The organism is Aminobacterium thunnarium (assembly GCF_055390565.1).
Genome location: NZ_AP042412.1, coordinates 2109423 through 2133329, shown reverse-complemented (window position 1 = coordinate 2133329; position 23907 = coordinate 2109423). Strand labels below are relative to the sequence as shown.

Below are 23907 nucleotides of genomic sequence, written 5' to 3'. Positions count from 1 at the left end.
TTTATTGTTTTCTTAGCAATGTCCGTGGCAGCCGGCACAACCGCCACCGCAACCTCCACATCCGCCACCGCGGAGGGCTTCAATTGCTGGGACAAAAACATCCAGAATATCGCCAAGATCGCTAACACCTTCGTCGTTATCGGTCAGGCCAAAACTCTCTTTTATTGCAGGCACAGTATCTGCTCCATCAACAATGGCTTGTACGATATCTCGAAGGGTGATGTTCTTCGATTTAATAACAACGGTTTCTCCAGGAACTATTCCCCAGTCCATAACTTCTACCTCCTTCAATAGGGCATGGTGGTATTGTAAAGGAAATGGCTGTAAAAATAAACAGAATTATTACCGAGTTATAAATTAATTTTTTAAGGGCTTTTTTCATAAAGTTTTTATCTATTTTATCTCTAATATAAAAAATATTAGTCGTGTGTTTTTTGAAAAAATAAGAAAATGACAAAATGATAATTTGCTATTGACGTAAAAGAAGCGAAAGGCTATTGTATGTTTACAATATGACTTCATCAGGTGAACGGGAAGTTTGGTGAAAAGCCGACGCGGACCCGCCACTGTGAGCTTGACGATGAAACATGAGACCACTGGGTAGGAATTAATGTGCCCGGGAAGGTGTTTCGGAGGAAGAAAGCGAGCCAGGAGACCGGCCTGTTGAAGAGAGGCAAATCCCTGCGAGGATTCAGGACTATTTGTGGAAAAACTTTTCTTTCAAGAGAGGTTTTTTTCCTGTGAGCTTTATGGCTGTCCTCGTTGGGACAGCCATTTTTTGTTAAGGAGGATGGTACATATGAAATGGGCTCACGGGAGACTGACCCAATATGTTAATGAGTTTTCTCGACTTGATTTTGTTGAGAAGACCATTGAAGCTCTCGAGAATAGAAGTGAAATCCTTCCAGAAGTCACAAATATTTCAAAATCGAACGACGAGGTTCAAGCTCTTATAGCAGAATACATCGCTCATATTAATGCATCTCTCAATGTAGAAGGAGATGTTCTAGTCTGTGCAGATTTTCTTGAAAAGACACGTTTATTTGTAGAACGTTTAAAGAAAGGACTCTCACAATCCTCGTTATATGGGGAGAAAAGACTAAGACTTCTTTGGGTAGAGGGATTAACCAATCTTATTTATGCTACACAAGATTGGTTAAAAACAGTGGTGCTTTGTTCGAAAGATGAGACGAAAGAAATATACCTCTCGTATTGCAAGGCTTGTCAGAGATCTATAGTGCGTTTTGAGAAAACAAGGCAAGCTATAACGAAGGAGGCCATAGCATGACTTTGCGTGATCATCCACTCTACCCTCTTTTTTCTCCTCGAAGTGTAACGATTGTGGGAGCTTCAGCAGACCTTGATAGTTTAACTGGCCGGACTCTGAAAGCCATGCAACGCTTTGGGTATAACGGTACAGTTTACCCAGTCAACCCTAAATACGATCGTGTAGGGGGACTGCCTTGCTATCATGATCTCTCTGAAATTTCAGAGGCAACTGATGTTGCTCTTATTAGTATAAAGGCTCAGTTTGTTCCGGCTGCTCTTGAGACGTGCGCAGAAAAAGGGATACATAACGTTATTATTTATTCTTCAGGTTTCGCGGAAACGGGCGATACGTCTTTACAGCAAAGAATGATGGACATCGCTCGGGAAGGCCATATTAGGATCCTTGGCCCCAACTGTCAGGGTCTCCTCAACCTGGCAGCAGGAATCCCCCTCACCTTCTCGGGCGCCCTCTATAACGTTGATCCTCCAACAACGGGTCACGTTGCTTTTATTTCTCAAAGCGGAGCCTTTGGTTTTTCGTCTTTTGGAGTAGGTCTCAACCACGGGGTACGATATCGTTATGTGGTTACTACTGGTAATCAGGCTGATATTGATGCTGTCGAGTGTGCCGGGTATGTTATTCGAGATCCGGAAGTAAGACTTCTCATGATGTATCTCGAAGGAATTGATGACGGGGAGCGTTTTTTACAGGTGGTAAGAGAGGCTCGAGAAAGAGACATTGCTGTTGCTGTTTTAAAAGCGGGACGCTCTCCCTCCGCCCAAAAAGCAGCTCAAAGTCATACAGCAGCTTTGACTGGAGACGAAGCTGTCTGGAAGGCCATATTTAAACAATACGGTGTTATTCCACTGGAAGATATGGACGATATTATCGGTATAGGCCAGCTGTTTGGAGCCTCTCCTCGTACTGACGGCAATCGGGCGGCTATTCTTACTACGTCGGGAGGCGCAGGCATAGTAATGGCCGATAGTCTCAATGATTTGAAAATGAGCGTTCCTGAATTTTCAACAGTAAGTAAAAAGAGTATAGAAGAAGTTATCCCAACTTTTGGGGCGTCGCGTAATCCGGTAGATATGACTGTGCAGATTTCTGAAAAACCGGAGAATTTCCGTCAAGTTCTTAATACGGCTCTCGGTGATCCTGATATTAGCATGGTTGTTACAGCTCTCTCAATGATTGTGGGAGAAGCCGGGAGTGTGATGGCGGAAGAGTTGATCCGAAGTTACGAGAAAACCCCGAAACCTCAAGCCGTAGTATGGATGATTGACGATGAACATGGCGAGACGTTTATTGAACGACTTAAAAATGCTGGGATTCCTGTTTTTCAAAGCTTTAGACAGTGTGCTCGTGCTTTAAAGGCTCTCGTAAATTGGGGACAAAGGCGGAAGTTGCCTTCCCATACGATTGAAATGACGTCTTCTTTGCTTGGATCTTTCCCATTAAAACTGACAGAATATGATGCGAAGCGATTATTAGCACGGTATAACGTTCCTGTAACGCGAGAACATCTTTGTCGGGATATGGAAGAAGCTTTTGATGCCGCTGAAGAGTTAGGTTTTCCCGTTGCTCTTAAAGGAATGGCCGGAGAAATTTTGCATAAGACCGAAGCTGATGTTGTAGCTCTCGATATTCGCTCTTTCGATGAGTTACGTCACGCTCTGAAGAAGACGAGAAAAAATCTTAAAGAACATGTTTCGGGAGAAAAAATCCAGGGCTACCTTGTGCAGGAGATGGTTAAAGGTGGTATGGAATGTATCGTCGGAATGAAGCGAGATCCCGTTTTTGGACCTATTGTTGCGGTAGGCCTTGGAGGCATATACGTCGAAGTTTTAAGTGATGTTTCTCTTCGCCATGCTCCTGTGGATGAGGAAGAAGCACTGAGAATGATTCAAGAATTAAAGGGTTTTGGCTTCCTTTCCGGTGCCAGAGGACAACGTCACAGAGATATTCATGCTTTGTCCAAAATTGTCAGTCAGGTTTCTCGTCTTGCTTGTGTTGAAGAAGACCTTCTTGAACTTGATATCAACCCAGTCTTTGTTATGCCTGAAGGAGAAGGTGCCATTGCTGCTGATGCTCTCGTTATCAGAAATGGAGAAAAGTAGCCGATATAAAGAAAAGTTGTGATGTATAGGAAAATAAAGTATGTTAGACAAGACATTCAGAAGAGGTGAGAGATATTTTTACATATTATTAAGGAGGGACTTCTTACATGAGCGGCATGACACCTTATCTTCAGACGAATCAGCAACGCATTGAACGAGACATTGAACACATAGCTTCCTTAGGTGCTACTGGAACATCTGCAGATGGGCGTACAAGCTTTACGTACAGCCTTCAAGATCTGAAAGTACGAAAATATCTTCTTGATATTTTTGAGGAACTTGGTCTTTCCGTTTTTATTGATGGTGTTGGCAATATCCGAGCTAGATACGCTGGAAGCAATCCAGATGCTTCTGTTGTGATGAGCGGTTCACATGTGGATTCGGTTCGGCGTGGCGGAAAATATGATGGCGTGGTAGGTGTTATCGGTGCTCTTGAAGCGATTCGAGTGATGAAAGAAAACAATATCACTCCAAGTCATCCCATTGAAGTGGTCATTTTTTCAGAAGAAGAAGGCTCTAATTTTGGTTCGTGTTGTGCCGGGAGTAAGGCTATGGTTGGCCGATATACTTTTGATGATTTGAATACTCTTAAAAATCTATCAGGTCAATCTATGTATAATTTAGCTAAAAATGCGGGATATGATCCTGATAATATGTCACGATATGTTCTTAACAAGGGTGAAGTAAAGGCCATGATTGAACTCCATATAGAACAAAGTCCCATGCTTCATTCTGTTTCCATGCCCATCGGTGTTGTAGAAGCTATTGCAGGTCTGAGACAAATCAGAGTTGAAGTTGACGGCGTTCCAAATCATGCAGGTGCTACGCCCATGAATTTCCGTCAAGATGCTCTTCTCGGTGCGGCGCATATGATTAGTGCTGTAGAAGAAGCTGTTCAGACAAAAGGAACCGAATCTACTGTGGGAACTGTAGGATATATCAAGAGTGAACCAAACGTTTCAAATATTATTCCAGGTAAAGTTGTATTTTCAATAGATATTCGTGATGTCTATCAACAGCCAATGAACGATGTCGTGGAAGAAGTACGTAAAAGATTTGATGAAATTGCTCAGAGATATAACCTTACATTTTCTATGACGTTGCTGGGAGAGCAGGAAGCAGTACAGCTTTCTCAGGAAGTAATCAGCTCTATAGAAAAAAGTGCCCAAGCCCGAGGCATTCCGTATAAGAAAATGAATAGTGGTGCAGTTCACGATGCTGTTCTTCTCTGTTCCGTTGCTGAAGTAGGGCTTATTTTTGTCCCGAGCGTAGATGGCCGAAGCCATTGCCCCGAAGAATATACACCCTACGAAGATATTAAGCGGGGAGCAGATCTGTTATTGGCAACATTGCTTGATTTAGCGAAATAAGGTTGAAAGATTCGTATTAAGCCAGCTGTTTTTCATGATGTTGTTTTTTCTCAAAGTCTTCCTGGGCAGACATGATTAAAAGTTGAAGCCGATTGTCATTATTGGTCTTGCTTGTTCCAGGGTCAAGGTCAAGACAAAGCATATCAAGTTTGGGGTAGAGGCGACGTAAAACGCCCTCTACTCCTTTTCCTGTAATATGATTTGCCAGACAGCCAAAGGGTTGAAGGCAAAGAATGTGATTAACTCCTTTTTCAGTCATGTCTATAATTTCTGCAGGCAAAAGCCAGCCTTCACCAGCCTGATTGGCGAGACTTGTCACTCGAGTTACCTTATGAGCAAGGGTTGCAAGGGTTTGTCTCGGTGACGCAAAACGGAAGTCTTTAAAGACATTCTCCACCTTATTTTGGTAGTAGCCAGTAAGATGTTCAATAAAAAGTTCCTTTACTGTACTAAGAAGCCCCGGCTGAATAAGGTACGTTTGCCTATTGAATGCATTATTTTGAAATTTCATAAAGAAAAAAGAAGCTAACGGAGGAAGCACCGGTTCTATTCTTCTTTCGATAAGTTTATGCACAATATAGTTTTGGGCGTATTCGTTGTAATTTACGAATATTTCTCCTACGATACCAATCGTAGGAACACTCTCTGTCAGTACGGGAAGAGAGTTAAAATGATTTACGGCGTCTCTCAACAGAGTGATTAGGTCATCGAAAGAGCCTTTCTCCCTGAGAATGTTTCCGAGACGATATAAAAATCGAGAATGGAGAGCTTGAGAGCTTCCCTTAACTTCTTCGCGTGGAGCCATAGTCAAGTAGAGCGATGTGAGCATATCTCCCCCTAAAAGGCCGATTAGGAGTCCCTTTGCAGCGTCTTTCTTATTGACCTTAAATCCTGCTGTTTCAAAATCTTCAACGCCAAAAGTCGGTACATTAACATCAGGAAAACCGGCAGCTGACAAGGCCTTTTGCGCTAAGGGAACATAATTGGTCGCGCGGCATTGTCCTCCCGTTTGTGTCATTAGAATAGCTGTTGTTTCAGGGTCGTATTTCTTCTCTATAAACGCTTTTACGACATCGCCAATGAGAATAATAGCTGGATAACACATGTCGTTATGTACAAACTCTAAGCCTATATCAGTTGATTTCTGGTCTTGCGGTGGAAGCACCGAGGCATTTAATCCCAGACTTTCAAAAAGAGGCGGTAGTAACGGAGAATAAAATTCCGAGAACCATGGCACAAGAATTCTTTTATTTTGTAAAGAGTGTGTATCATTATGTGATTCTCCCGCTAACTCGTGTATTTCTTGCGTCATTTCTTTTTTCCCAAAATCAAGAATAGATCGAATGCGAATGCGAGCTGCGCCTAAATTAGTGATCTCGTCAATTTTAATAAGGGAATAGTTATATCCTCCAGTTCGCATAATATGTTCCAGTTCATCGGATGTAACGGCATCGACGCCGCAACCAAAGGAAGAAAGATGAAGAAGATCAAGTTTGTTTCTGACTGCTGCTTTTGCTCCGGCGTAAAGCCTATTTGTATAAGCCCATTGCGTAACAACTTGACAATCATCTAAATTCTGGGTGTCCTCTTCCGTGGCAAGAAGATCTGCAGGAATGGCGACAGCTCCAAGATCTGCAATGAGTTGAGGAATACCGTGATTCACAAGAGGGTCAAGATGATATGGACGACATGCTATTGCAAGAATTGGAAGAGACGCAGACCGTGCTTCTTCAAGCGTTTTTTGGGCATTTTCTCGCATTTGTCGCTCATATTCCTGCTGAGCTTTCCGTGCGTTAAGGAAGGCTTTCTCAATACAAGATCTGTTAAGACCAAGCTGCTGTCCATAATTTAAAAGCTGTTTATGAAAAAGAGCAGGATTACGTAAAGAAAAAACAGGTGTGTCGAAAAGGATACCGTATCGTTTTGTCGGATCAAGAGCACTTTTGATCACGTCGCTATAACTACATACAATGGGACAGTTATAGCTATTATTTGCTGTTCGTATCTCTTTTCTTTCGTGGACAATTAGAGGCATAAAAATACGATCAACATTACTCTGAGCCAAAGTAATAATATGACCGTACGTTAGCTTTGCCGGAAAACAAATATTATCAGACATTACAGACGATGCGCCTAGTTCGTTGATTTTTTCATGTGACTCGGGGGAAAGTACAACCTCAAAGCCACATTCTCTAAAGAAAGTGCACCAGAAAGGATAGAGTTCATAGGTATTAAGCGTTCGTGGAATGCCGACTGTTCCCCGCCTTTTCCCTAAAGGTTTTGTAGGGCGATGGAAGAGCGTTTTAAAGCGGAGTTCGAATAAGTTACCTCCTTGCTTTTTCTTTTCTTCGTTGCTGAAATGTCTCTGACAACGATTGCCTGTATAAAATTTTTGACCCGTCGAAAAGGTTAAGCATGTTACTGCACAAGCGTTTCCACATCCATGGCAGTGAGTTGTTCGACTAGAAGGAGCTTCCCATGCTTCAAGAATATCTAGAATGTTACGCTCTGATGGAAGATTCTTTTTCTGCTGCCATTGCTCCATGGCATAAATAGCTGCTCCCCAGGCACCCATAAGACCGGCTTCGACGGGGCGAATAACCTGCCTGTCAGTTATCTTTTCGAGAGCTCGAAGCACTGCCGGATTCTGGAAGGTGCCACCCTGAACTACTATAAGAGGGCCAAGGTCGTTATAATCTCTCATTTTGAGAACTTTATGGAGCGAATTTCGAATAACAGAGTAGGCCAGTCCCGCCGCAATATCGGCCACGCTTCGACCTTCGTTAAGAGCTTGTTTTACGCTGGAATTCATAAAAACAGTGCAACGTGTTCCTAAGTCGCAAGGATGAGTCGCTTCACAGGCGATTTTTGCAAAACGTTCCGTGGTAAGGCCTAATGATTCAGCGAAAGTTTGTATAAAGCTGCCACATCCTGATGAGCAGGCTTCGTTTATTTTTATCGTGTCGAGGCGATTATCTTTGATGCCCATGGCTTTCATATCCTGTCCACCAATGTCCAGAATGAAAGAGGCTTGTGGGCAGAGAGTTCGAGCTGCTTTAAAATGAGCCATCGTTTCCACAAGACCATACCCAAGGTCAAGAGCCTTATGTATAAGATCTTCTCCGTAACCTGTGCTGGCTCCTTCTACTATTTTTAAATCGTGTCGTTTTGCCGCTGTAAATTCTCTTTTAAAATGTTGAAGAGCGTCAAGTGTAAGATGGAGAGCGTCTCCTCGGTTAGGTTTATAGTACGAAGCAACAACCTTTTTGTTGCGATCAATGCAGACCAGTTTTGTCGTTGTAGATCCTGAATCAACACCAAGGAAAAGAGGCCCTTCAACTTTCTTTATAGAGATGGAAGGTAAAGCCCATTGATTATGACGGTGAGTCCATTCCAGATATTCGTCATTGCTCGAAAAAAGAGGGGGCAAATCTGCTTTATTGGAAGAAATAAGACTTCTTCCTTCTTGAATATGAGAAATAAGTGAATCTATAGATACAATGCATTCCTTATCGTGAAAAAGCGCGGCGCCAAGTGCCGGTAAAAGTCGAGGATATTTAAGAAATGCTACGTCTTTATTCTCATCTAAGTTAAGCTGTTCTATAAAAGCACGACGTAAAGCAGGAAAAAAGAAAAGGGGGCCTCCTGCGAAAAGTACCTCTCTTTTGACTTCTCTCCCTTTAGAAAGAGATGTGAGAACATGAAGCGCAATGGATTTAAAAACGGAAGCGGCAATATCTTCCGGTTTTGCCCGTTGTGCAAGAAGAGATTGAATATCTGTTTTGGCAAAGACACCACAACGTGACGCGATGGTATAAATAGCTTTTCCTTTGCAAGCCAATGTATTTAAAACATCAAGATTGACTCCAAGAAGAGAAGCTATTTGATCTATAAAAGCTCCTGTCCCTCCAGCACAAGCTCCGTTCATATTCATGTCGGGATTAAGGTTATTGTCAAAAAATATTATTTTCGAATCTTCCCCGCCGAGTTCAATCATAGTTCGGACATGGGGTGTTCGTTTCCTGATATAGCGAGCGGATGCTACTACTTCCTGAACGAAGGGCAAGGCATAACGAGCTGCCAGATTCATTCCAGCGGAACCTGTAATGGCAACGTTGTGTATGCTGTTTTTAAACTTTTGAGTGCACTCGCTCAATATAGATAGAAGAGTGCCAGAAGGATCGGCGTTATGTCGTTCGTATGCAGAAAAAAGCAGCTGCCCTGTAGGACTACAAACAACAACCTTCACAGTAGTAGAGCCGAGATCAATACCAGTAGGAAAAGCACCTTTCACATATATCACCTGCTCGGAACAGCCGCGAATAAATAGTTATAATGCGGTTTCTATTATTTTATTGTACCTTTAGCAAGGATATTTGCATGATTGTTTACCGATTATGGCGAGGGAATAAAGATAAAAAACATTAAAAGAGTGGCATTATGCTCTCTTTATTGAATGTAACCTTTACCTTTCGACCTTCTTCCCAATTTTGATCTATTCGGCTGAGTATATCTGCTTCAATTACTTGTTTTTCTACTGCGATGAAATACGTTGTCATGGCTCCTTTAAATTGGTGCCCAACTATAATTCCTTCATATTGGCCATGTTCCTCGGAGAGAGAAATATCCTCTGGGTGGACAGCTATTTTTTTGTTACCTTTTAGAGTGAAGATATTACTTCGCCCTATGAAGTCTGCAACAAAACTATTTTGAGCAGAGGTGTATATTTTTCGAGGGGTATCCACTTGTGTAATAGAACCCTTTTCCATAACAACTACCCGATCTGAAAGGGCTAGAGCTTCTTCTTGATCATGAGTAACGTAGAGAGCTGTAATGCCAAAGTCTTTTTGTATTTGACGTATTTCTCTTCTCATGCGTATTCGAAGTTTTGCGTCGAGGTTGCTTAAGGGTTCATCAAGAAGCAGCACTTTAGGCTGAGTAATGAGAGATCTGGCGAGCGCTACGCGTTGTTGCTCTCCCCCGCTTAATTGGTCGATTGTTTTCGCCGCAGCATTGGGAAGGCCAACTTTTTCTAACATTTCGAGCCCCATTTGAAGAGTTTTTTTACGGGCTATTTTTTTAAATTTCAGGCCGTATGTAACATTTTCGAGAACATCCATATGGGGAAAAAGCGCATAGCTTTGAAACACTGTAGCTGTTGGTCGCTTTTCTGGAGGAAGGGAGGTAATATTCTCTCCTTCCAATATAATTTCACCCCTATTTGGCTGAAGGAAGCCTCCTACCATTCGCAATGTGGTTGTTTTTCCACACCCACTTGGACCAAGAAGGGATACAAGCTCTCCTTCTTGTACGTTGAGTGAAAAGTCAATAACGGCACGGACATTGCCAAACTTTTTATTGAGCTGCTTTAATTGAAGGTACATAGCTTTCCTCCGTTTTGTGTACAGATATAGATTTTTTTCTTAAGAAAAACCATGAAAAGGAGACATTGACAATCATAACAACAAGAATAATAACTGAGGCCATTACAGAACTAACACCTATATCACCTTGTTGAATAGCATCAAACATTTCTGCTGTTGCTACCTTTGTATAGGGTGTAATGAGAAAAATAATGCCTCCAATAGTGGTCATAGTGAATGTAAATGTATTAACAAAGCTAACAAGAAATGCCGGCTTGAGTAACGGTATAATGACATCTTTAAAAACGTGAAGGCCTTTGCCTCCCTGGTCTCTGACAGCGTCTTCCAATTCAGGATTGATTTGAGCAAGTACAGAAATGCCACTTTTTACACCTAACGTAAGTTGGCGGTATACGCAATTTGTAACGATAAGAAACCCCGTGCCAAGTACGGCTTCTGGCATCCAGTTAAAGGCGAGAAGATAGGCGATGCCAAAAAAAGGTCCAGGAAGTATAAAGGGCAAATCTGCAATGAAATCAATAGCATGTGTAAAAGGCCCTTTTTTACGCCCTAAAAACCACGCTAGAGCAATTCCCATTATTCCTGCAGCGAGTGCTGAAACGGTAGCATATTTAATACTTCGAAGTAGACTGCCCAATTTTGCCAGTTTAAGCGTTTGTATATGATGTAATGTAAAGGAAAAATTGACTCCCCATGTTTTTACAAGGGCTCCGCTGAATATGGTTGTATATTTTAATAGTTCAAAAAGAATAAAACTCCATGTGACGATCCAAATGGTGGTGCTTACCCAAGAAGGGAGAGAGCATTCCTCATGGGTAGTTGCCGTTGTTTTTTTGGAGAAGAGAGGTGTTCCAGCCATTATTTTTCTGTAAATAAGAAAAACTATAAAAGCGGGAATAACGAGCAATGTGGATATGGCAGAAGCTTTGGGAAGGTTATATGTTCCAATAGCTGTCATATAGGCCTGAGTAGCGAGCACATTGTAATTTCCTCCAATGAACATAGGCGTTCCAAAATCGGAAAGAGATCGAATAAAGACGATAAGAGCGGCAGTAACGATTCCAGGTCGTGCTAAGGGAAGAGTAATATGCCATAGTGTGCTCCATTTACTTGCACCCAAGTCAAGAGAAGCTTGCTCAAGGCTGCGATCTATTCCTTTAAGTACTGCAATAATTAAAAAAGCGGCAATAGTTGCCAAACCGATTGATTCCATCATTATGATGCCGTGTGCTCCATAAGGATTCCAATGGAGTTTTAAAATTTTCCATGTAATCAGTCCTCTTCGCCCAAAAAGCATGATATAGGCTAGTGATGAAACGAAAGGCGGGGAGATGAGAGTGAGAAGCAACACCATAAGCACAAGCTTTTTCCCTTTGAAAGATGTATGTGTAACGTAAAGAGCACAACATAGGCCTATGAATAAAGCTATAATAGTTGTCCAAAAGCCCACAAAAAGACTGTTTTTCAACAAGCTTCGGTTGGTGGTAAAAAGATTTCGATAATGCTCGAAACTGAAGCTCCCATTGAAAAAAATACTTTCTTTTAATATTGCTAATGTTGGCCAGAGAATAAAAATTAAAACACCTGCGCTCAACAAGAGGTAAAGATAAAAAGGGGCATCTTTTGATGCCCCGATGATGCTATTTTTACTGTTCTGCTTTATTGCCAAATTCCTTTTGCCACCTCTCAATAATGCTTTTTCTCATTTCTCCGGATTTTACAGGATCAACGACGATGATTTTAGCTTCTCCAAGTCCGCGAAGGTATTCAGGAACATCGGCATCAGGACGAGTTGCTACTTTAGCAGTATGAGCCATCTGTACTTCTTGTCCACGTTTAGAAAGGCACCAGTCCACAAAAGCTTTTGCCACTTCCATATTTTTCGTTCCTTTAAGTATGGCGATAGGAGAGATAAAACCAGGAGTTCCCTCTTTAGGGAAAACGGAAGCGACAGGATATCCCTGTTCAATAATTTTTACACCGCAATCGTAAGGGTCGATTCCAATGGCGACTTCTCCAAGAGCTGCTTTGTTAGGAGGCGCGGCTCCTCGTTTGGTGTAAAAGGGGATATTGGCGTTAATTTTTTCTATGAGATCCCAGCCCTTTTCTTCTCCGAAGAGTTGAATGAGGTGGAAAAGAACGGAATAGTTTGTTCCGGAGATAGCAGGATTGCTCATTATGATTTCACCCTTGTATTCCGGTTTTCCGAGATCAACCCAGCTTGTGGGCATAGGCAGATTTTTCTCTTTTACGACGTCTTTGTTAATAATAAAGTCTACAGCACAAACGGAAAGGCCGGTCCAGTATCCATTGGGATCTTTATATTGTGCTGGTATTTTTTCTGACTCTGGAGAAATATAGGGCTCAAGAAAGCCTTCTTGGCCAGCTTTTACGTAGCTGTCGACTCCACCACTGAACCAAGCGTCTGCTAAAGCTTTTCCATTGGCTGCGCGAAGTCGTGTTAGAACCTCTCCAGAAGACATTTCAAGGTAGTTTACCTTTATTCCGGTATCTTTCGTGAATTCTGCCATGATTTCGTCAATGCCAGTTGCTGCAATAAAAATACTGATCGTCTTTCCTGCCAGAGGTTTGTCGGCGCTGGCAAAAGCCATTGAACCAGCACTTACAACGAGGCAAGCAAGAAGAAGAGCTGCGAAAACTTTTTTCACGTGTAATCCTCCTTTAAACAGCTTATGTAATAGAATTTATTCCAAAGGGCAATAATACTTGAAAGAAAATGTATAGTCAATGAAAAAACCTTCTTTATCTGACTTGGCATTAAAAAAGGGACTCTTTATAAAAGAGTCCCTTTTCTGTGAGTAATGGTATTAGGAGATGTTAAGAATTAGGTCGCTTATTTAAGCTCCTCACTTGCTATAGCTTTGAATTCATTGTCTGTAAGAAGTCGTTTATGTTGAATTCCAAAATTTTTAACTTTGGCAAGTATGTTTCGCATCTGTTCATCTGTTGCAGATAAGCCAAGTCTACTGAGATTTACTTCAACCGATTTTACTCCACTTTTCTTTCCCAAAACGATTTGGGGGGCATTTCCTACAAATTCGGGATTTAGAGAGAACATGGCTAAAGGACGTTCTTTTAACATTTCAATTCCAATACCTGACTCTCTGGTGAAGATTCTGTCTCCGATGATCGGTTCATTTCCGGCAAGGGGAACGTGGCACATTTCAGAAATATCCTGTGCAATTTCTTTGAAAGATGTAAAGTCTGTTCCATAGTCAATGTTGAACATGACTTTCAGTGCCATAAGTACTTGATAAAGAGAGGTGTTACCTGTACGTTCACCGAGGCTGTTAAGGCATGTGTGAATAACGTCTGCTCCACCCTCTACTGCCGCAAGACTGTTTGCAAGGGCCATTCCAAAGTCGTTATGGGTATGAACCTCTACAGAGAGACCTGTGAGATTTTTAACTCGCCGTACAAGCTGGAACATGGCGCCAGGAAGAATGCAGCCAGTAGTATCGACAACTCCAACACTGTCAGGTGCACAATAATCGCAGACAGAGTCCAGTAAGTTTTCAAGATCATTCCAATCAGCTCGTGTTGTATCATATGGGAAAAGAACGGTATACAGTCCTGCCTCTTTTGACGCTTTGACGGCTTCTTTTGTCTTTTTCGCTACATCTTCCCATGTCCATCCGAACTGGTAAAGAAGCTTAGGTTTTCCAATTGGAACTTCAATAACCACACCGTGTGCTCCACATTCCGTAGCCATTTCAATATCTTTAACCATGGCGCGGGCAAATGTAAAAATTTTAGAAGGAAGGTTATCTTTAACGATAGCCTTTATTGCTCTTTTATCGTCTTCGGAGACAGCAGGCATGCCTGCTTCAATACGCTCGACTCCCATTTTAGAGAGAATACGGGCAATTTTGAGTTTGTCTTCAGGAGTAAAAACGACACCAGGTGTTTGCTCTCCGTCTCTCAGTGTCGCGTCGTGAATCTGAACATGCTGAGGGAGAGACAGTGTCTGACGATATTCTTCATTAAAAGGACTTGTCCACCAATTCTCCGTCTGGTAGTTTTTTTTCATTGTTATTTGGCCTCCTTTAGAACGTCTGGATTGACGATGTAATCCGGTTTTTCTCCGTTCAATACTCGTACAACGGCTTCTGCAGCACCAGTAGCCATTCTGTAAATAGCTTCATGCGTTAATGCGGCGCTGTGGGGTGTCATGAGAACATTGGGCACTTGAAGCAGGGCAGAATCAAGGCGAGGCGGCTCTTCGGGAAATACGTCTAAAGCTGCTCCTCCAATATGACCTTCTCTGAGAGATTGGGCTACATCATCCACATTGATGATGGGGCCACGGGCAGCATTGATGAGGATAGCGCCCTTTTTCATTAAAGCGAGTTCTTTTTTCCCGATCATTTGTCGGGTTTCCTCTGTCAGAGGAGTGTGAAGCGTAATAAAATCAGATTTTTTTAAAAGCTCTTCAAGGGTTTCTACTTGTTTGACACCTTCTGATGTGCTTACATAAGGATCGTAAACAAGAATATTCATGGCAAAACCATCATGCGCGATACGGCAAACAGCCTTGCCAACTTTGCCGAAACCTACAATTCCGAGTGTTTTCCCATTTAATTCAGAAAGACCTAGATGGTCTCTTTCGTTAAATTTCCCTTCTCTTATGCAGGAATCACTTAGGGTATATTTCTTGATAAAATAAAGCATCATGCCTATTACATGTTCTGCAACAGAGACAGCGTTGGCATAAGGAGTATTTCCTACAATAATTCCCGCTTCAGTTGCATATTCGAGGTCTATATTGTCTACGCCAACACCATGGCGTCCAATAACCTTAAGATGGGGCAATTGACGAAGAAAATCTCTTTTCAAGGGGGAAGTCCGAATGACAAGCCCCTCAATGGAAGCTTTGTTATTTTCGTTTAACTCCTCTCTTGTAATGAGAGTGTGGCCAGCTTTTTTAAGAATATTGAGTCCGTCTTCAGATATAGGGTCATATATTAATACAGTACTCATCAAGCTCTTCCTTTCCGTTGAAAAATTAGTCGATTGTTCGTCCGCCGTCGATTAATAAAAGCTGACCTGTAATGTAGTCAGAGTAGGGAGAGGCCAGAAAAAGAACGGGACCGACAATATCATCAGTTTTGCCAAGACGTCGCATTGGTATCTTTGAAATCATATTTTCTTTAACGCCGGGGCCGCTAATAAGTTTTGAGGTAAGGGGTGTTTCAACAAAGCCGGGTCCAATGGCGTTAACGTTGACGTTATGTTCTCCCCACTCATGAGCGAGGACCTTTGTCATCTGATATACTCCACCCTTTGCGCTGGCGTAGGGGGCTCGTTTTAAATGTCCACGAACAGCGGAAACAGAGGCGGTGTTTATTATTTTCCCCCCACCTTGTTTCACCATAAAACGTCCCACAGCCTGGGCACAATAGAACATACCTGAGAGATTGACATTAATAACTCTCTGCCACTCTTCAGCGGAAATATCGAGTGCAAACTTCCGAACATTAATTCCAGCATTGTTACAGAGAACGTCAATTCTTCCATGTTTTTTTACTACTGATTCAATAGCAGAATTTACCTGCTCGGAATTACTCACATCAAGATAAAGGAATTCCGCTTTTTTCCCTTCTTTGTTGAGTTCTGAGGCAAATTGTACGCCGTCGGTTTCATTTACATCGGCAATGATCACGGTGGCTTCTTCTTGTGCAAAAGCTTCTGCCATGGCTTTACCGAGACCGCTGGCTCCTCCCGTAACAATAACGACTTTTGATTTGAGGTTTAAATCCATCGTATACACTCCTTTGTTTCTATCTCTTTATGCTGCGCTGCATGCTTTCTTGCGCTGCATGTGATTTCTCATAATAGGTAAAGCGATTAAAATAAGACTGAACACCAGTAAAAGAAGAGTTACAGGACGAGTTACAAAAACACTCAAGTCTCCGCGGTACATAAAGAAAGCTCGTCTGAAATGAGTTTCAGCCATTCCACCAAGGATGAATCCCAAAACGATAGGTGCAACTCCGTAATTCAGCTTGTTGAAGAAGTATCCAATGACACCAAAGAGCATCATTATGAATACGTCGAAAAGACTGCCTCCCACACCGTAAGCACCGACGGTGCACATTACGAGAATGAAAGGTGTCAATATATAGCGAGGAATTTTCAGGATCTTGACAAACAATCTGATGCCGAAAGATTGGAAAATAAACATAAACACATTGGCCAAAAGAAGCATGGCAAAGATGCCATAGATGATTTCCGGCGTATCTTTAAAAAGCAAGGGGCCAGGACGAAGTCCATGAATCAACAATCCTCCGAGCATAACAGCTGTAGTTGAATCTCCTGGAATTCCAAGAGTGAGCATGGGAACGAGAGCGCCTCCTGTAACGGCATTATTGCTTGTTTCCGAAGCAATTACTCCGTCAATGCAGCCCTTACCAAACTCTTCTGGAGTTTCAGAGAGACGTTTTGCTTGGTCATACGATACGAAAGAAGCGATGCTACAGCCTGCTCCTGGAAGAATTCCTACGATAGTCCCTATAATTGCGGAAGAGAGGATAATCCATTTTCTTTTGATAAGTGTTCCTAAAGAAGGGAATTGTCCTTTTAGGCCCTTATTACTTGTTAATTCTACAGATGTCCCTATGGTTTCTGCATCTTCCAACGCTTTTGATACAGCAAAGAGCCCAATGAGAACAGGCAGAAGATTAAGTCCACTCAAGAGGTTGGGAATTCCAAAACTGTATCGCACCATACCTGTAACAGGGTCTGTCCCGATAAAGGATATAAAAACACCGATAAGGCCAGCGATAATTCCCTTTATAAGTGACTTTGATGAGACGCTGGCAATAACAGTCAATCCGAGAACTGCAAGAGAAAAATATTCTGTTGGTCCGAAACCCAAAGCGAAACGGGCTAGTTTGGGAGCAACGAACATTAATACTCCTACACTGAAAAGACCACCAATAAAAGAGACGAGAAGAGATGTACCAAGAGCCAATCCCGCTTGTCCCTTTTGGGCCATTGGGTAGGCATCAAAGGTAGTACATATTGATGCAGGAGTTCCTGGAATACGAAGAAGTGTAGATGAGATAGAACCACCTGCTGTTCCTCCGCAGAAAGCTCCTACAAGCATACCCATTCCCGCCACGGGAGTAAGTCCGAAGGTGACTGGAATAAGCAAGGCAACTGCCATGGTAGAGGTTAGTCCAGGAAGTGCTCCGAATATAATTCCTAAAACAGTTCCAATGGCAGTAAAAATAACTGCTTCTGGTTGTAAGGCACCGATAAGACCTTGAATAAGCGCCGTCATAATGAATACCCCCCTGTTTTCCTATGGAAGTAGTGTGTGAAAAAAACGTGTAAAAAGAGAGAAAAGGGCCCACGAGGAAACACAAGAGAAAATAACGATCCTTACCGCTTTTTTATCAAATTTTCCATAAAAGAAGAGCCCCAATACGCTCATAAAAAGAATAGAAGCAAAGACAAAGCCGATTTTTTCCAAGAGCAACACATATATGAATGAGATAAAAAGAGTAACGATAACCTTCACTTTCCCACTGATATTAAGCTCCATCTCTTCTGAAGAATCATCATTTTTTGTCTGCTTACAGGCAAAGAATAAGACTGCAAGAGAAAGTACAATAATCGTTAAGAGAACGATATAGGGGAAAAATCTAGGGCCAAGTATTGCTCCTGAAGCGCTCTTGATTTGTGCAGTTTGAAGCAAAAAAAAGCCAGAAATTATAATTATGGCAAGGGACGTTACCATATCTGCCTTGCGCATTGTGACATTCCTCCTTGGTTCAAAGTGGGGGACGATTTTTTATCGTCCCCCTTCTTTTCTAATTCTATTTCTGTTTCAGGCCGAGTTCGTCAATAAGGGGATAAATCCAGTCAGCTTCTTTTTTAAGCCAGCTTTCAAAGGCATCTCCACCTGAGAAACTTGTTCCTGCACAGAGAATACTCGTAACGTCTTTTCTGAATGCTTCTGATTTCTGAACTTGATCCAAAGCATCTATCCATGCTGCTCTAACATCTTCAGGCATGTTTTTAGGGCCGGAAATTCCTCTCCACTGAAAGAGCTTTACGTTAAGTCCCTGCTCTTCACAGGTCATAACTTCTGGGAAAAGGGGATGGCGTACCTCACCCATGGTTCCAAGAATCTTAATTTCGCCGCCCTCCCAATGGGAATAGATTTCTGCGGGTTGCTGAACGATAACGTCTACAAAGCCGCCGAGTAATCCTGCCACAGCTTCAGCTCCGCTGGAGTAGCCAATGCCATCTATTTCTATTCCAGCAGACTTAATGAACTGATTAGCTGCAAGGTATGTAAAGCCACCGATTCCAGCGAAACCAATGCGCAGTTTGCCAGGATTTTCTTTTGCGTAGGTTATAAGTTCTGCAATACTATTCCAGGCTGCGTCTTTACCGACACAAATTGTTTCGTCTTCAACGATAACTCGGCCAAGGTTTGTAAAATCACTGTATTGAAAATCAACGTTGCCGATTCCGCCTAAGGTAAGAAGAGATCCATTTGATACGACAACCGTATAACCGTCGGGCTTGCTTGTCATGGTTTTGACGTAGCCTACAGCTCCACCGCCACCAGGTACGTTTTGTACAACGACAGGCTGCCCTAAAACGGGTTCAAGATGCTTGGCAAGAAGCCGAGCGAAGGTATCTGTTGACCCACCGGGGTTATATCCTACGACGATATTAACGGTGTTGTTAGGCCACTCTGCTTTAGCAGAAGCTTGTGTTGGACCTAAGAAGAAGAGTGCTGCAGCTAAAAAACAACATACAAAGAGAGCTGAGGTAAAACGCTTTTTCATATCTAAATCCCCCTTATTAATAAAATATTTCTATAAATTTATATATAAAGCTATGCTTCGTCGCGAAGAATAGCGCCTTTCCAAACGCTTTCAACATCTTTGCTGTATCGGCGAAGGTACTTGCTGTTGACTTTGCAGGGAATAGGAACCCAGCTTTTTTTACGTTCAGCCAGCTCTTCTTCTGATACGCGTAATTCTATTGAGCGGTTGGGAATATCTATAGTGATGAGATCACCATCTTTTACAAGGGCAATAGCTCCTCCCTTTGCCGCTTCTGGAGCAACATGTCCAACACAGGGACCGTGAGTACAACCAGAAAAACGTCCATCGGTAACGAGCGCGGTAGTTTCTCCTAATCCAGCCCCCATTAAAATGGCTGTTGCCGCGAGCATTTCACGCATTCCAGGGCCGCCTTTGGGGCCTTCATAACGGATAACAACTACGTCTCCCTCTTTGATTTCACCATTAAGCATGGCAGCAATGGAGTCTTCTTGAGAGTTATACACTTTGGCTGGTCCTGTATGTTTTTGCATCTTTTCAGAGACGGCAGTCTGTTTTATAACAGAGCCTTCTGGAGCGAGGTTTCCTTTTAATATGGCAAGACTTCCTTCTTTATGAAGAGGGTCATTAATAGGGTGAATAACATCTGTATCTGTGATTTTCGCGTCCTTGCAAAGTGTTCCCCATGTTTCCCCCATTATTGTCTGGACGCCCATATGGAAGTGGTCCTCTCCAAGTTCTTTAATAACTGCGGGAATGCCTCCGGCCAAGTCGAAATCTTCAAGGGAATATTTCCCAGAGGGTTTCACGTTGACAAGGTGTGGAGTTCTTTTACAAAGGCGCTCAAAATCATCTGAGTCAAGATGAAGTCCAAATTCTTGTGCAATAGCGGGAAGGTGTAAAACTGAATTTGTTGATCCACCAATAGCCATATCTACAACAACAGTATTTTCGAGAACTTCCTGAGTGACGATATCTCTGGGGCGGATATTATTTTTGACGAGATCAACAATGATTTCTCCGCTTTGTTTGGCCTGGCGATATTTTTTAGAATATACAGCGGGAGTTGTTGTTGAACCTGGAATTGAAAGGCCAAGAACCTCTGTGAGACATGACATGGTATTTGCGGTTCCCATCATTGAGCATGATCCTGAGGTAGGACAGACATTATTCTCAAATTCTTTGAATTCAAGTTCTGAAAGGAGCCCCTGCTTTACCTTAGCCCCTGCCTCACGTATTTCATAAATAGCAACGTCTTTCCCCTGAAATTTTCCTGCCAGCATGGGCCCTCCCGTAACGATGACTGTAGGAAGGTTCAAGCGCCCAGCAGCCATCATCATTGCGGGAACAATTTTATCGCAGGAGGCGATTAATACGAGGCCATCAAGTCTTTGTGCTTCTGCAATGACTTCGACGGAATCAGCTATAATCTCGCGGCTTGGGAGAACAAAGCACATTCCAAAGTTACTCTGAGTGATTCCATCGCAGATAGATATGGTATTAACTTCAAAGGGTATACCGCCAGCGGTATAGACGCCTCTTTTAACCGCCTCCGAAACTTCCCGAAGATGCTTATGTCCGGGATGCATCTCATTGAATGTATTTATAACGCCTATGAAAGGTTTGTGCAGATCTTCTTCGAGCAGACCGATACATTTTAAATGACTCCGATTTCCAGCGTGGTCGAGACCATCAACAACGTCTTTATTACTTCGTAGATTATCCAACGTAACCCCTCCATTAGAAAAAATCATATCGAATACTTTTAAGTATCCATTTTTTAATTTTATAAATAAAGTTTCCGAACATCTGTGTCGGAAAAATTACAGCTTAAAAAAATGTGCGACGTCAATGAACCTTTCTTTATAACTTTTTCGTATATGAGTGATCATCTCTTGGCGTGCTCGCTCCGGATCTCCTGATGCTATGGCATCTATGATGCGCGCATGTTCGAGATAGCTCAGGGGTTTTTGCGAGGAGAGAGGGAAAATATCAACGGAACTCGAATAGAAGCTGGAAAGATAAAAAGTATAAAGTTGCGATTTCCAGAAAATTTGTCGAAAAAAACGTTTCAAATAGAGATTTTGGCTCATATCTACAATTTTGCAGTGAATTTCTTTATTGATAGCTGTGTATGCTTTGCGATCGCTATTTTTAAAGGATTGTTCCTCTTTAAAGTTTAATTCTCTAAGATATGTTATATCTTTTCGGGAAATGGATTGGGCGGCTTCAAAAGCGGCTTCACTCTCAAGAAGTTCTCTCATCGTATATATGTGTTTCATATCTAAGGGTGTAAGAATGGGAACAATATACCCTTTTTCCCGTTGAGGATCTTCTAATATGCCTTCAGAAACAAGTCGACTTATAGCATGGCGTACTGGAGTTCGGCTAACTCCGAGTTGTTCGGCTAACTGGGTTTCATAAATACGGTCTCCTGGCTTAATGTTATGAGACATAATTTCATCGACAATATATTGTTCTACGATCTCTTCAGCTTTCTTTTTTGTCCCATCCTTTTGTCCAAGAGACATAATATGCTCCCCTCACTTAATTAAAAAGTAGCCACTCACGTATCCATTTGTATAATAATCAAAAGGACGCTTTATGTCAAATAAAAGAGGAATTTTTAAACACCCATTGCGACAGAACCGCTAATAATAAGAGCCATACCTGCCCAATGAGAGGCGAGAGGATGTTCTCGCATGAATATAAGCGCTCCAATAGCTGTTAAGAAGGGGCTGGATGCTGTTATTGGAGTGGCGACAGAAACGGGAGCAAAATTCATCGCTAATGCAAAGACATACCCTCCCACAGCCAAGCCAATACTGCCTGCCATGAGAACACTGAGCTGATCCCCACGTGAGGAGCGACGAAGAAAGTGCCATCGTTCTGGATTTTTACGCGATGTAAAACGCCATAAAATCCATGCTGAAGGCATAAGGAAGGCTGCTCTCCAAAATGTTAGAGAGATAGGGTCTATTCCATGTATAGAAATGGCCCATTTTGTTATGGGGATGGAAATTCCCCAGCAAAGGGCAGCTACAAGAGCTGAGATATAGCCACGTTTGGCGTGGGGTGTAGCGGTACTTCCATTAGTTGTACCTCTCATGCATATAAGTCCTAATACAATGAGAACGGTTCCTATTAGAACATGAAAAGTGATATGCTCATTTAGCCAAAAATAAGAAACAGCTGTTACGACAAGTGGATACGAGCTGCTGATAGCAACGGAACGACTTATGCCGAGATCTTGAATAGAACGAAAATAAAGGGTGTCCCCTACAATATTTCCAATGAATATATTAATAAAAATGGCAAAAAGAGCAAGATTGTCTGAGTGCCAGATAAGAGTTGCTGGTGCACTTACAAGAGCAATTAAAAAAGATGCGCTCAAAAAGCCGATAGAACGAATAGCACTAATTTCGAAAAAATTGAGATCTCTCATGCCTCTTTTTAAAAACAGAGGGGAAGTTGCCCAACACATTGCAGCAAGAACGCTAAAGACAAGCCCCAGCATCATCGTCATAAATCCTCGCAGTCGAAAATAATAGAATACAAAATCGCTCAAGCAATTATAGAAAGCTATCGAATTATGTCGATGGCAATAAAACGGAATAGCTAGAAAGCTATTCCGTTTTTAGGTTTATTACTCATCTTTTTAAGCATAATCGCATGTTTTGATGAATTTTAAGGAGCAATAAGGGAGGCTCCACATACCCCTCGGAGCCTCCCTTATATTGAGAGCGACGAAATCTATTTCTCTAAGACTGCAGGATCGTCTACTATATCAAGATAGTGGAAGCCCCAATCCTTAACAATCTGAACAACCATTGGCTTTATAACTTCTCCCTGCTCCGTAAACTTACTGACACCTGTAAGACCTTCGATCTCAGAGGAAGCTATAGCATCACGTATTTTTTGTGTATTGAGATCTCCTGCTGTTTTGATACTTTCGACGATAACCATGAAAGCGTCATAGGCAGAAGCTCCAACCATACATGTTTCTACGCCAAAACGTTCTTTATACTGGCGAAGATAGTCTTGAACAAAGGGACGTTTGTCGTCTCTGTCCAAGTTGGTGACGAGAACGAAATCTTCAGCAGCTTCTCCGGCTATTTTAATCATTTCGGGAGAGTCTGCGCCCTCTTCTCCAATGAAGGGAGCTGTTATGCCCATTTCACGAGCTTGTTTCAGCATAGGACCAACTTGAAAGAAATAACCACTTGATATAACGACGTCAGGATTGGCTTCCTTGATTTTAGAAAGATAGGCTTTGTAATCTTTCTCTGCAAAAGGATAAGCCTGCTCAATGAGAATTTTCGTATCTGGGGCATGTTTCTCAAGATATTCTCTGGTTCCTGTTGAGAGGGTTCGTCCAAAGTCATTATCCGCATGTATGAGTGCTACAGATTTTGCTTTAAAATTACGAACAGCTACATAGGCGCATGCTCGGCCTTCCACTTCACCCAACATTCCTACGCGGAAACAGAAATCACCAGCAGATGTTACTTCGGGGTGAAGGGCATAGGCAGCTACAAAGGGAATTTTTTCTTCCTGGAAAATAGGAGCAACCGCTCGACTTGGGAAGCTGTAAGATCCTCCTACAACTCCAATAACGCCATCTCTTTCGATGAGTTTGTGGGCAAGAGCCACTGCCTCTTTGGGGTCAGCTCTGTCATCGTAGGCCACAAGTTCAATCTTTTTCCCTAAAACTCCACCTTCGGCATTCACTTTTTCTACAGCCATAACGACAGAATTCTTTACATTAATACCATCATCGGCTGCTGGTCCTGTAAGGGGGGCAAGAAGACCAATTTTAATCGTATCTTCAGCCCAGGCAAGACTGCAACTCAACACAAGAATAAAGCAGAAGGCAATAGTTATAACTTTGGTCCACCGACTTTTAACCATTACTACAACACCTCCTAAATATAG

18 protein-coding genes and 1 riboswitch are annotated in these 23907 nt (G+C 42.3%); of the genes, 3 read left to right on the top strand and 15 right to left on the bottom strand.

The annotated features are described in order from the left end of the window. Positions 1-12: 12 nt before the first annotated feature. Positions 13-273: a hypothetical protein gene (locus tag ACZ5GY_RS10405; protein WP_213690054.1), complete on the bottom strand. Its 261-nt coding sequence runs from the start codon at positions 271-273 to the stop codon at positions 13-15. Positions 274-506: 233 nt separating this feature from the next. Continuing rightward, positions 507-678: riboswitch (cobalamin riboswitch) on the top strand. Between the two features lie 121 nt (positions 679-799). On the opposite strand from ACZ5GY_RS10405, the gene ACZ5GY_RS10400 reads away from it, so the two are divergent. The 3 genes from ACZ5GY_RS10400 to ACZ5GY_RS10390 all read left to right on the top strand — a co-directional run bounded on the left by ACZ5GY_RS10400 (position 800) and on the right by ACZ5GY_RS10390 (position 4760). Beyond that, positions 800-1288, top strand: a complete 489-nt coding sequence (locus tag ACZ5GY_RS10400) for a hypothetical protein (RefSeq protein ID WP_213690053.1) — start codon at positions 800-802, stop codon at positions 1286-1288. Further along, a complete protein-coding gene (locus ACZ5GY_RS10395; protein WP_213690052.1) occupies positions 1285-3390 on the top strand; it encodes an acetate--CoA ligase family protein in 2106 nt (701 codons plus the stop codon). The genes ACZ5GY_RS10400 and ACZ5GY_RS10395 overlap by 4 nt, the downstream gene beginning before the upstream one ends. Before the next feature lie 107 nt (positions 3391-3497). Continuing rightward, positions 3498-4760, top strand: coding sequence for a M20 family metallo-hydrolase (locus ACZ5GY_RS10390; RefSeq protein WP_464111845.1), 1263 nt, complete (start codon positions 3498-3500; stop codon positions 4758-4760). Between the two features lie 16 nt (positions 4761-4776). Here ACZ5GY_RS10390 and ACZ5GY_RS10385 read toward each other — a convergent pair whose 3' ends face one another. The 14 genes from ACZ5GY_RS10385 to ACZ5GY_RS10320 all read right to left on the bottom strand — a co-directional run bounded on the left by ACZ5GY_RS10385 (position 4777) and on the right by ACZ5GY_RS10320 (position 23883). Then, entirely contained in the window at positions 4777-9054 is a 4278-nt protein-coding gene (locus tag ACZ5GY_RS10385; RefSeq protein ID WP_464111844.1) for an acyl-CoA dehydratase activase-related protein, read from the bottom strand. A 130-nt stretch (positions 9055-9184) separates the two neighbouring features. Next, positions 9185-10144 carry an ABC transporter ATP-binding protein gene (locus ACZ5GY_RS10380; RefSeq protein WP_213690050.1) on the bottom strand — a complete coding sequence of 320 codons (960 nt, stop codon included), beginning with the start codon at positions 10142-10144 and terminating at the stop codon, positions 9185-9187. Beyond that, positions 10116-11813: an ABC transporter permease subunit gene (locus tag ACZ5GY_RS10375; protein WP_213699680.1), complete on the bottom strand. Its 1698-nt coding sequence runs from the start codon at positions 11811-11813 to the stop codon at positions 10116-10118. The genes ACZ5GY_RS10380 and ACZ5GY_RS10375 overlap by 29 nt, the downstream gene beginning before the upstream one ends. Beyond that, positions 11791-12813 (bottom strand): ABC transporter substrate-binding protein, encoded by a 1023-nt coding sequence (locus ACZ5GY_RS10370; protein ID WP_213695538.1) that lies wholly within the window; start codon positions 12811-12813, stop codon positions 11791-11793. Before ACZ5GY_RS10370 ends, ACZ5GY_RS10375 begins: the two co-directional genes overlap by 23 nt. A 185-nt stretch (positions 12814-12998) precedes the next feature. Next, positions 12999-14195 carry a homocitrate synthase/isopropylmalate synthase family protein gene (locus ACZ5GY_RS10365; protein ID WP_213690047.1) on the bottom strand — a complete coding sequence of 399 codons (1197 nt, stop codon included), beginning with the start codon at positions 14193-14195 and terminating at the stop codon, positions 12999-13001. Positions 14196-14197: 2 nt separating this feature from the next. Further along, positions 14198-15145: a hydroxyacid dehydrogenase gene (locus ACZ5GY_RS10360; RefSeq protein ID WP_213690046.1), complete on the bottom strand. Its 948-nt coding sequence runs from the start codon at positions 15143-15145 to the stop codon at positions 14198-14200. 25 nt (positions 15146-15170) lie between these two features. Further along, positions 15171-15926 carry an SDR family NAD(P)-dependent oxidoreductase gene (locus ACZ5GY_RS10355; protein WP_213690045.1) on the bottom strand — a complete coding sequence of 252 codons (756 nt, stop codon included), beginning with the start codon at positions 15924-15926 and terminating at the stop codon, positions 15171-15173. A 27-nt stretch (positions 15927-15953) separates the two neighbouring features. Next, positions 15954-17450 (bottom strand): tripartite tricarboxylate transporter permease, encoded by a 1497-nt coding sequence (locus ACZ5GY_RS10350; RefSeq protein ID WP_213690044.1) that lies wholly within the window; start codon positions 17448-17450, stop codon positions 15954-15956. Positions 17451-17471: 21 nt separating this feature from the next. Next, positions 17472-17924 (bottom strand): tripartite tricarboxylate transporter TctB family protein, encoded by a 453-nt coding sequence (locus ACZ5GY_RS10345; protein WP_213690043.1) that lies wholly within the window; start codon positions 17922-17924, stop codon positions 17472-17474. A gap of 64 nt (positions 17925-17988) precedes the next feature. Beyond that, positions 17989-18972 (bottom strand): Bug family tripartite tricarboxylate transporter substrate binding protein, encoded by a 984-nt coding sequence (locus tag ACZ5GY_RS10340; RefSeq protein WP_213690042.1) that lies wholly within the window; start codon positions 18970-18972, stop codon positions 17989-17991. 50 nt (positions 18973-19022) lie between these two features. Further along, positions 19023-20699 (bottom strand): dihydroxy-acid dehydratase, encoded by a 1677-nt coding sequence (gene ilvD / locus ACZ5GY_RS10335; RefSeq protein WP_464111843.1) that lies wholly within the window; start codon positions 20697-20699, stop codon positions 19023-19025. 96 nt (positions 20700-20795) lie between these two features. After that, entirely contained in the window at positions 20796-21503 is a 708-nt protein-coding gene (locus ACZ5GY_RS10330) for a GntR family transcriptional regulator (protein ID WP_213690040.1), read from the bottom strand. A gap of 95 nt (positions 21504-21598) precedes the next feature. Then, on the bottom strand, positions 21599-22492 hold the full coding sequence (locus ACZ5GY_RS10325; RefSeq protein ID WP_213690039.1) for a DMT family transporter: 894 nt from the start codon (positions 22490-22492) through the stop codon (positions 21599-21601). 233 nt (positions 22493-22725) lie between these two features. Next, complete coding sequence (locus tag ACZ5GY_RS10320; RefSeq protein WP_213690038.1) at positions 22726-23883, bottom strand: ABC transporter substrate-binding protein; 1158 nt, start codon at positions 23881-23883, stop codon at positions 22726-22728. Positions 23884-23907 lie beyond the last annotated feature (24 nt).

Bases quoted from the DNA above. Each gene is read 5' to 3' on its own strand.
- ACZ5GY_RS10405 (WP_213690054.1), bottom strand. From the start codon at position 273: ATGGACTGGGGAATAGTTCCTGGAGAAACCGTTGTTATTAAATCGAAG.
- ACZ5GY_RS10400 (WP_213690053.1), top strand. From the start codon at position 800: ATGAAATGGGCTCACGGGAGACTGACCCAATATGTTAATGAGTTTTCT.
- ACZ5GY_RS10395 (WP_213690052.1), top strand. From the start codon at position 1,285: ATGACTTTGCGTGATCATCCACTCTACCCTCTTTTTTCTCCTCGAAGT.
- ACZ5GY_RS10390 (WP_464111845.1), top strand. From the start codon at position 3,498: ATGAGCGGCATGACACCTTATCTTCAGACGAATCAGCAACGCATTGAA.
- ACZ5GY_RS10380 (WP_213690050.1), bottom strand. From the start codon at position 10,144: ATGTACCTTCAATTAAAGCAGCTCAATAAAAAGTTTGGCAATGTCCGT.
- ACZ5GY_RS10365 (WP_213690047.1), bottom strand. From the start codon at position 14,195: ATGAAAAAAAACTACCAGACGGAGAATTGGTGGACAAGTCCTTTTAAT.
- ACZ5GY_RS10360 (WP_213690046.1), bottom strand. From the start codon at position 15,145: ATGAGTACTGTATTAATATATGACCCTATATCTGAAGACGGACTCAAT.
- ACZ5GY_RS10355 (WP_213690045.1), bottom strand. From the start codon at position 15,926: ATGGATTTAAACCTCAAATCAAAAGTCGTTATTGTTACGGGAGGAGCC.
- ACZ5GY_RS10350 (WP_213690044.1), bottom strand. From the start codon at position 17,450: ATGACGGCGCTTATTCAAGGTCTTATCGGTGCCTTACAACCAGAAGCA.
- ACZ5GY_RS10345 (WP_213690043.1), bottom strand. From the start codon at position 17,924: ATGCGCAAGGCAGATATGGTAACGTCCCTTGCCATAATTATAATTTCT.
- ACZ5GY_RS10340 (WP_213690042.1), bottom strand. From the start codon at position 18,972: ATGAAAAAGCGTTTTACCTCAGCTCTCTTTGTATGTTGTTTTTTAGCT.
- ACZ5GY_RS10330 (WP_213690040.1), bottom strand. From the start codon at position 21,503: ATGTCTCTTGGACAAAAGGATGGGACAAAAAAGAAAGCTGAAGAGATC.
- ACZ5GY_RS10325 (WP_213690039.1), bottom strand. From the start codon at position 22,492: ATGATGCTGGGGCTTGTCTTTAGCGTTCTTGCTGCAATGTGTTGGGCA.
- ACZ5GY_RS10320 (WP_213690038.1), bottom strand. From the start codon at position 23,883: ATGGTTAAAAGTCGGTGGACCAAAGTTATAACTATTGCCTTCTGCTTT.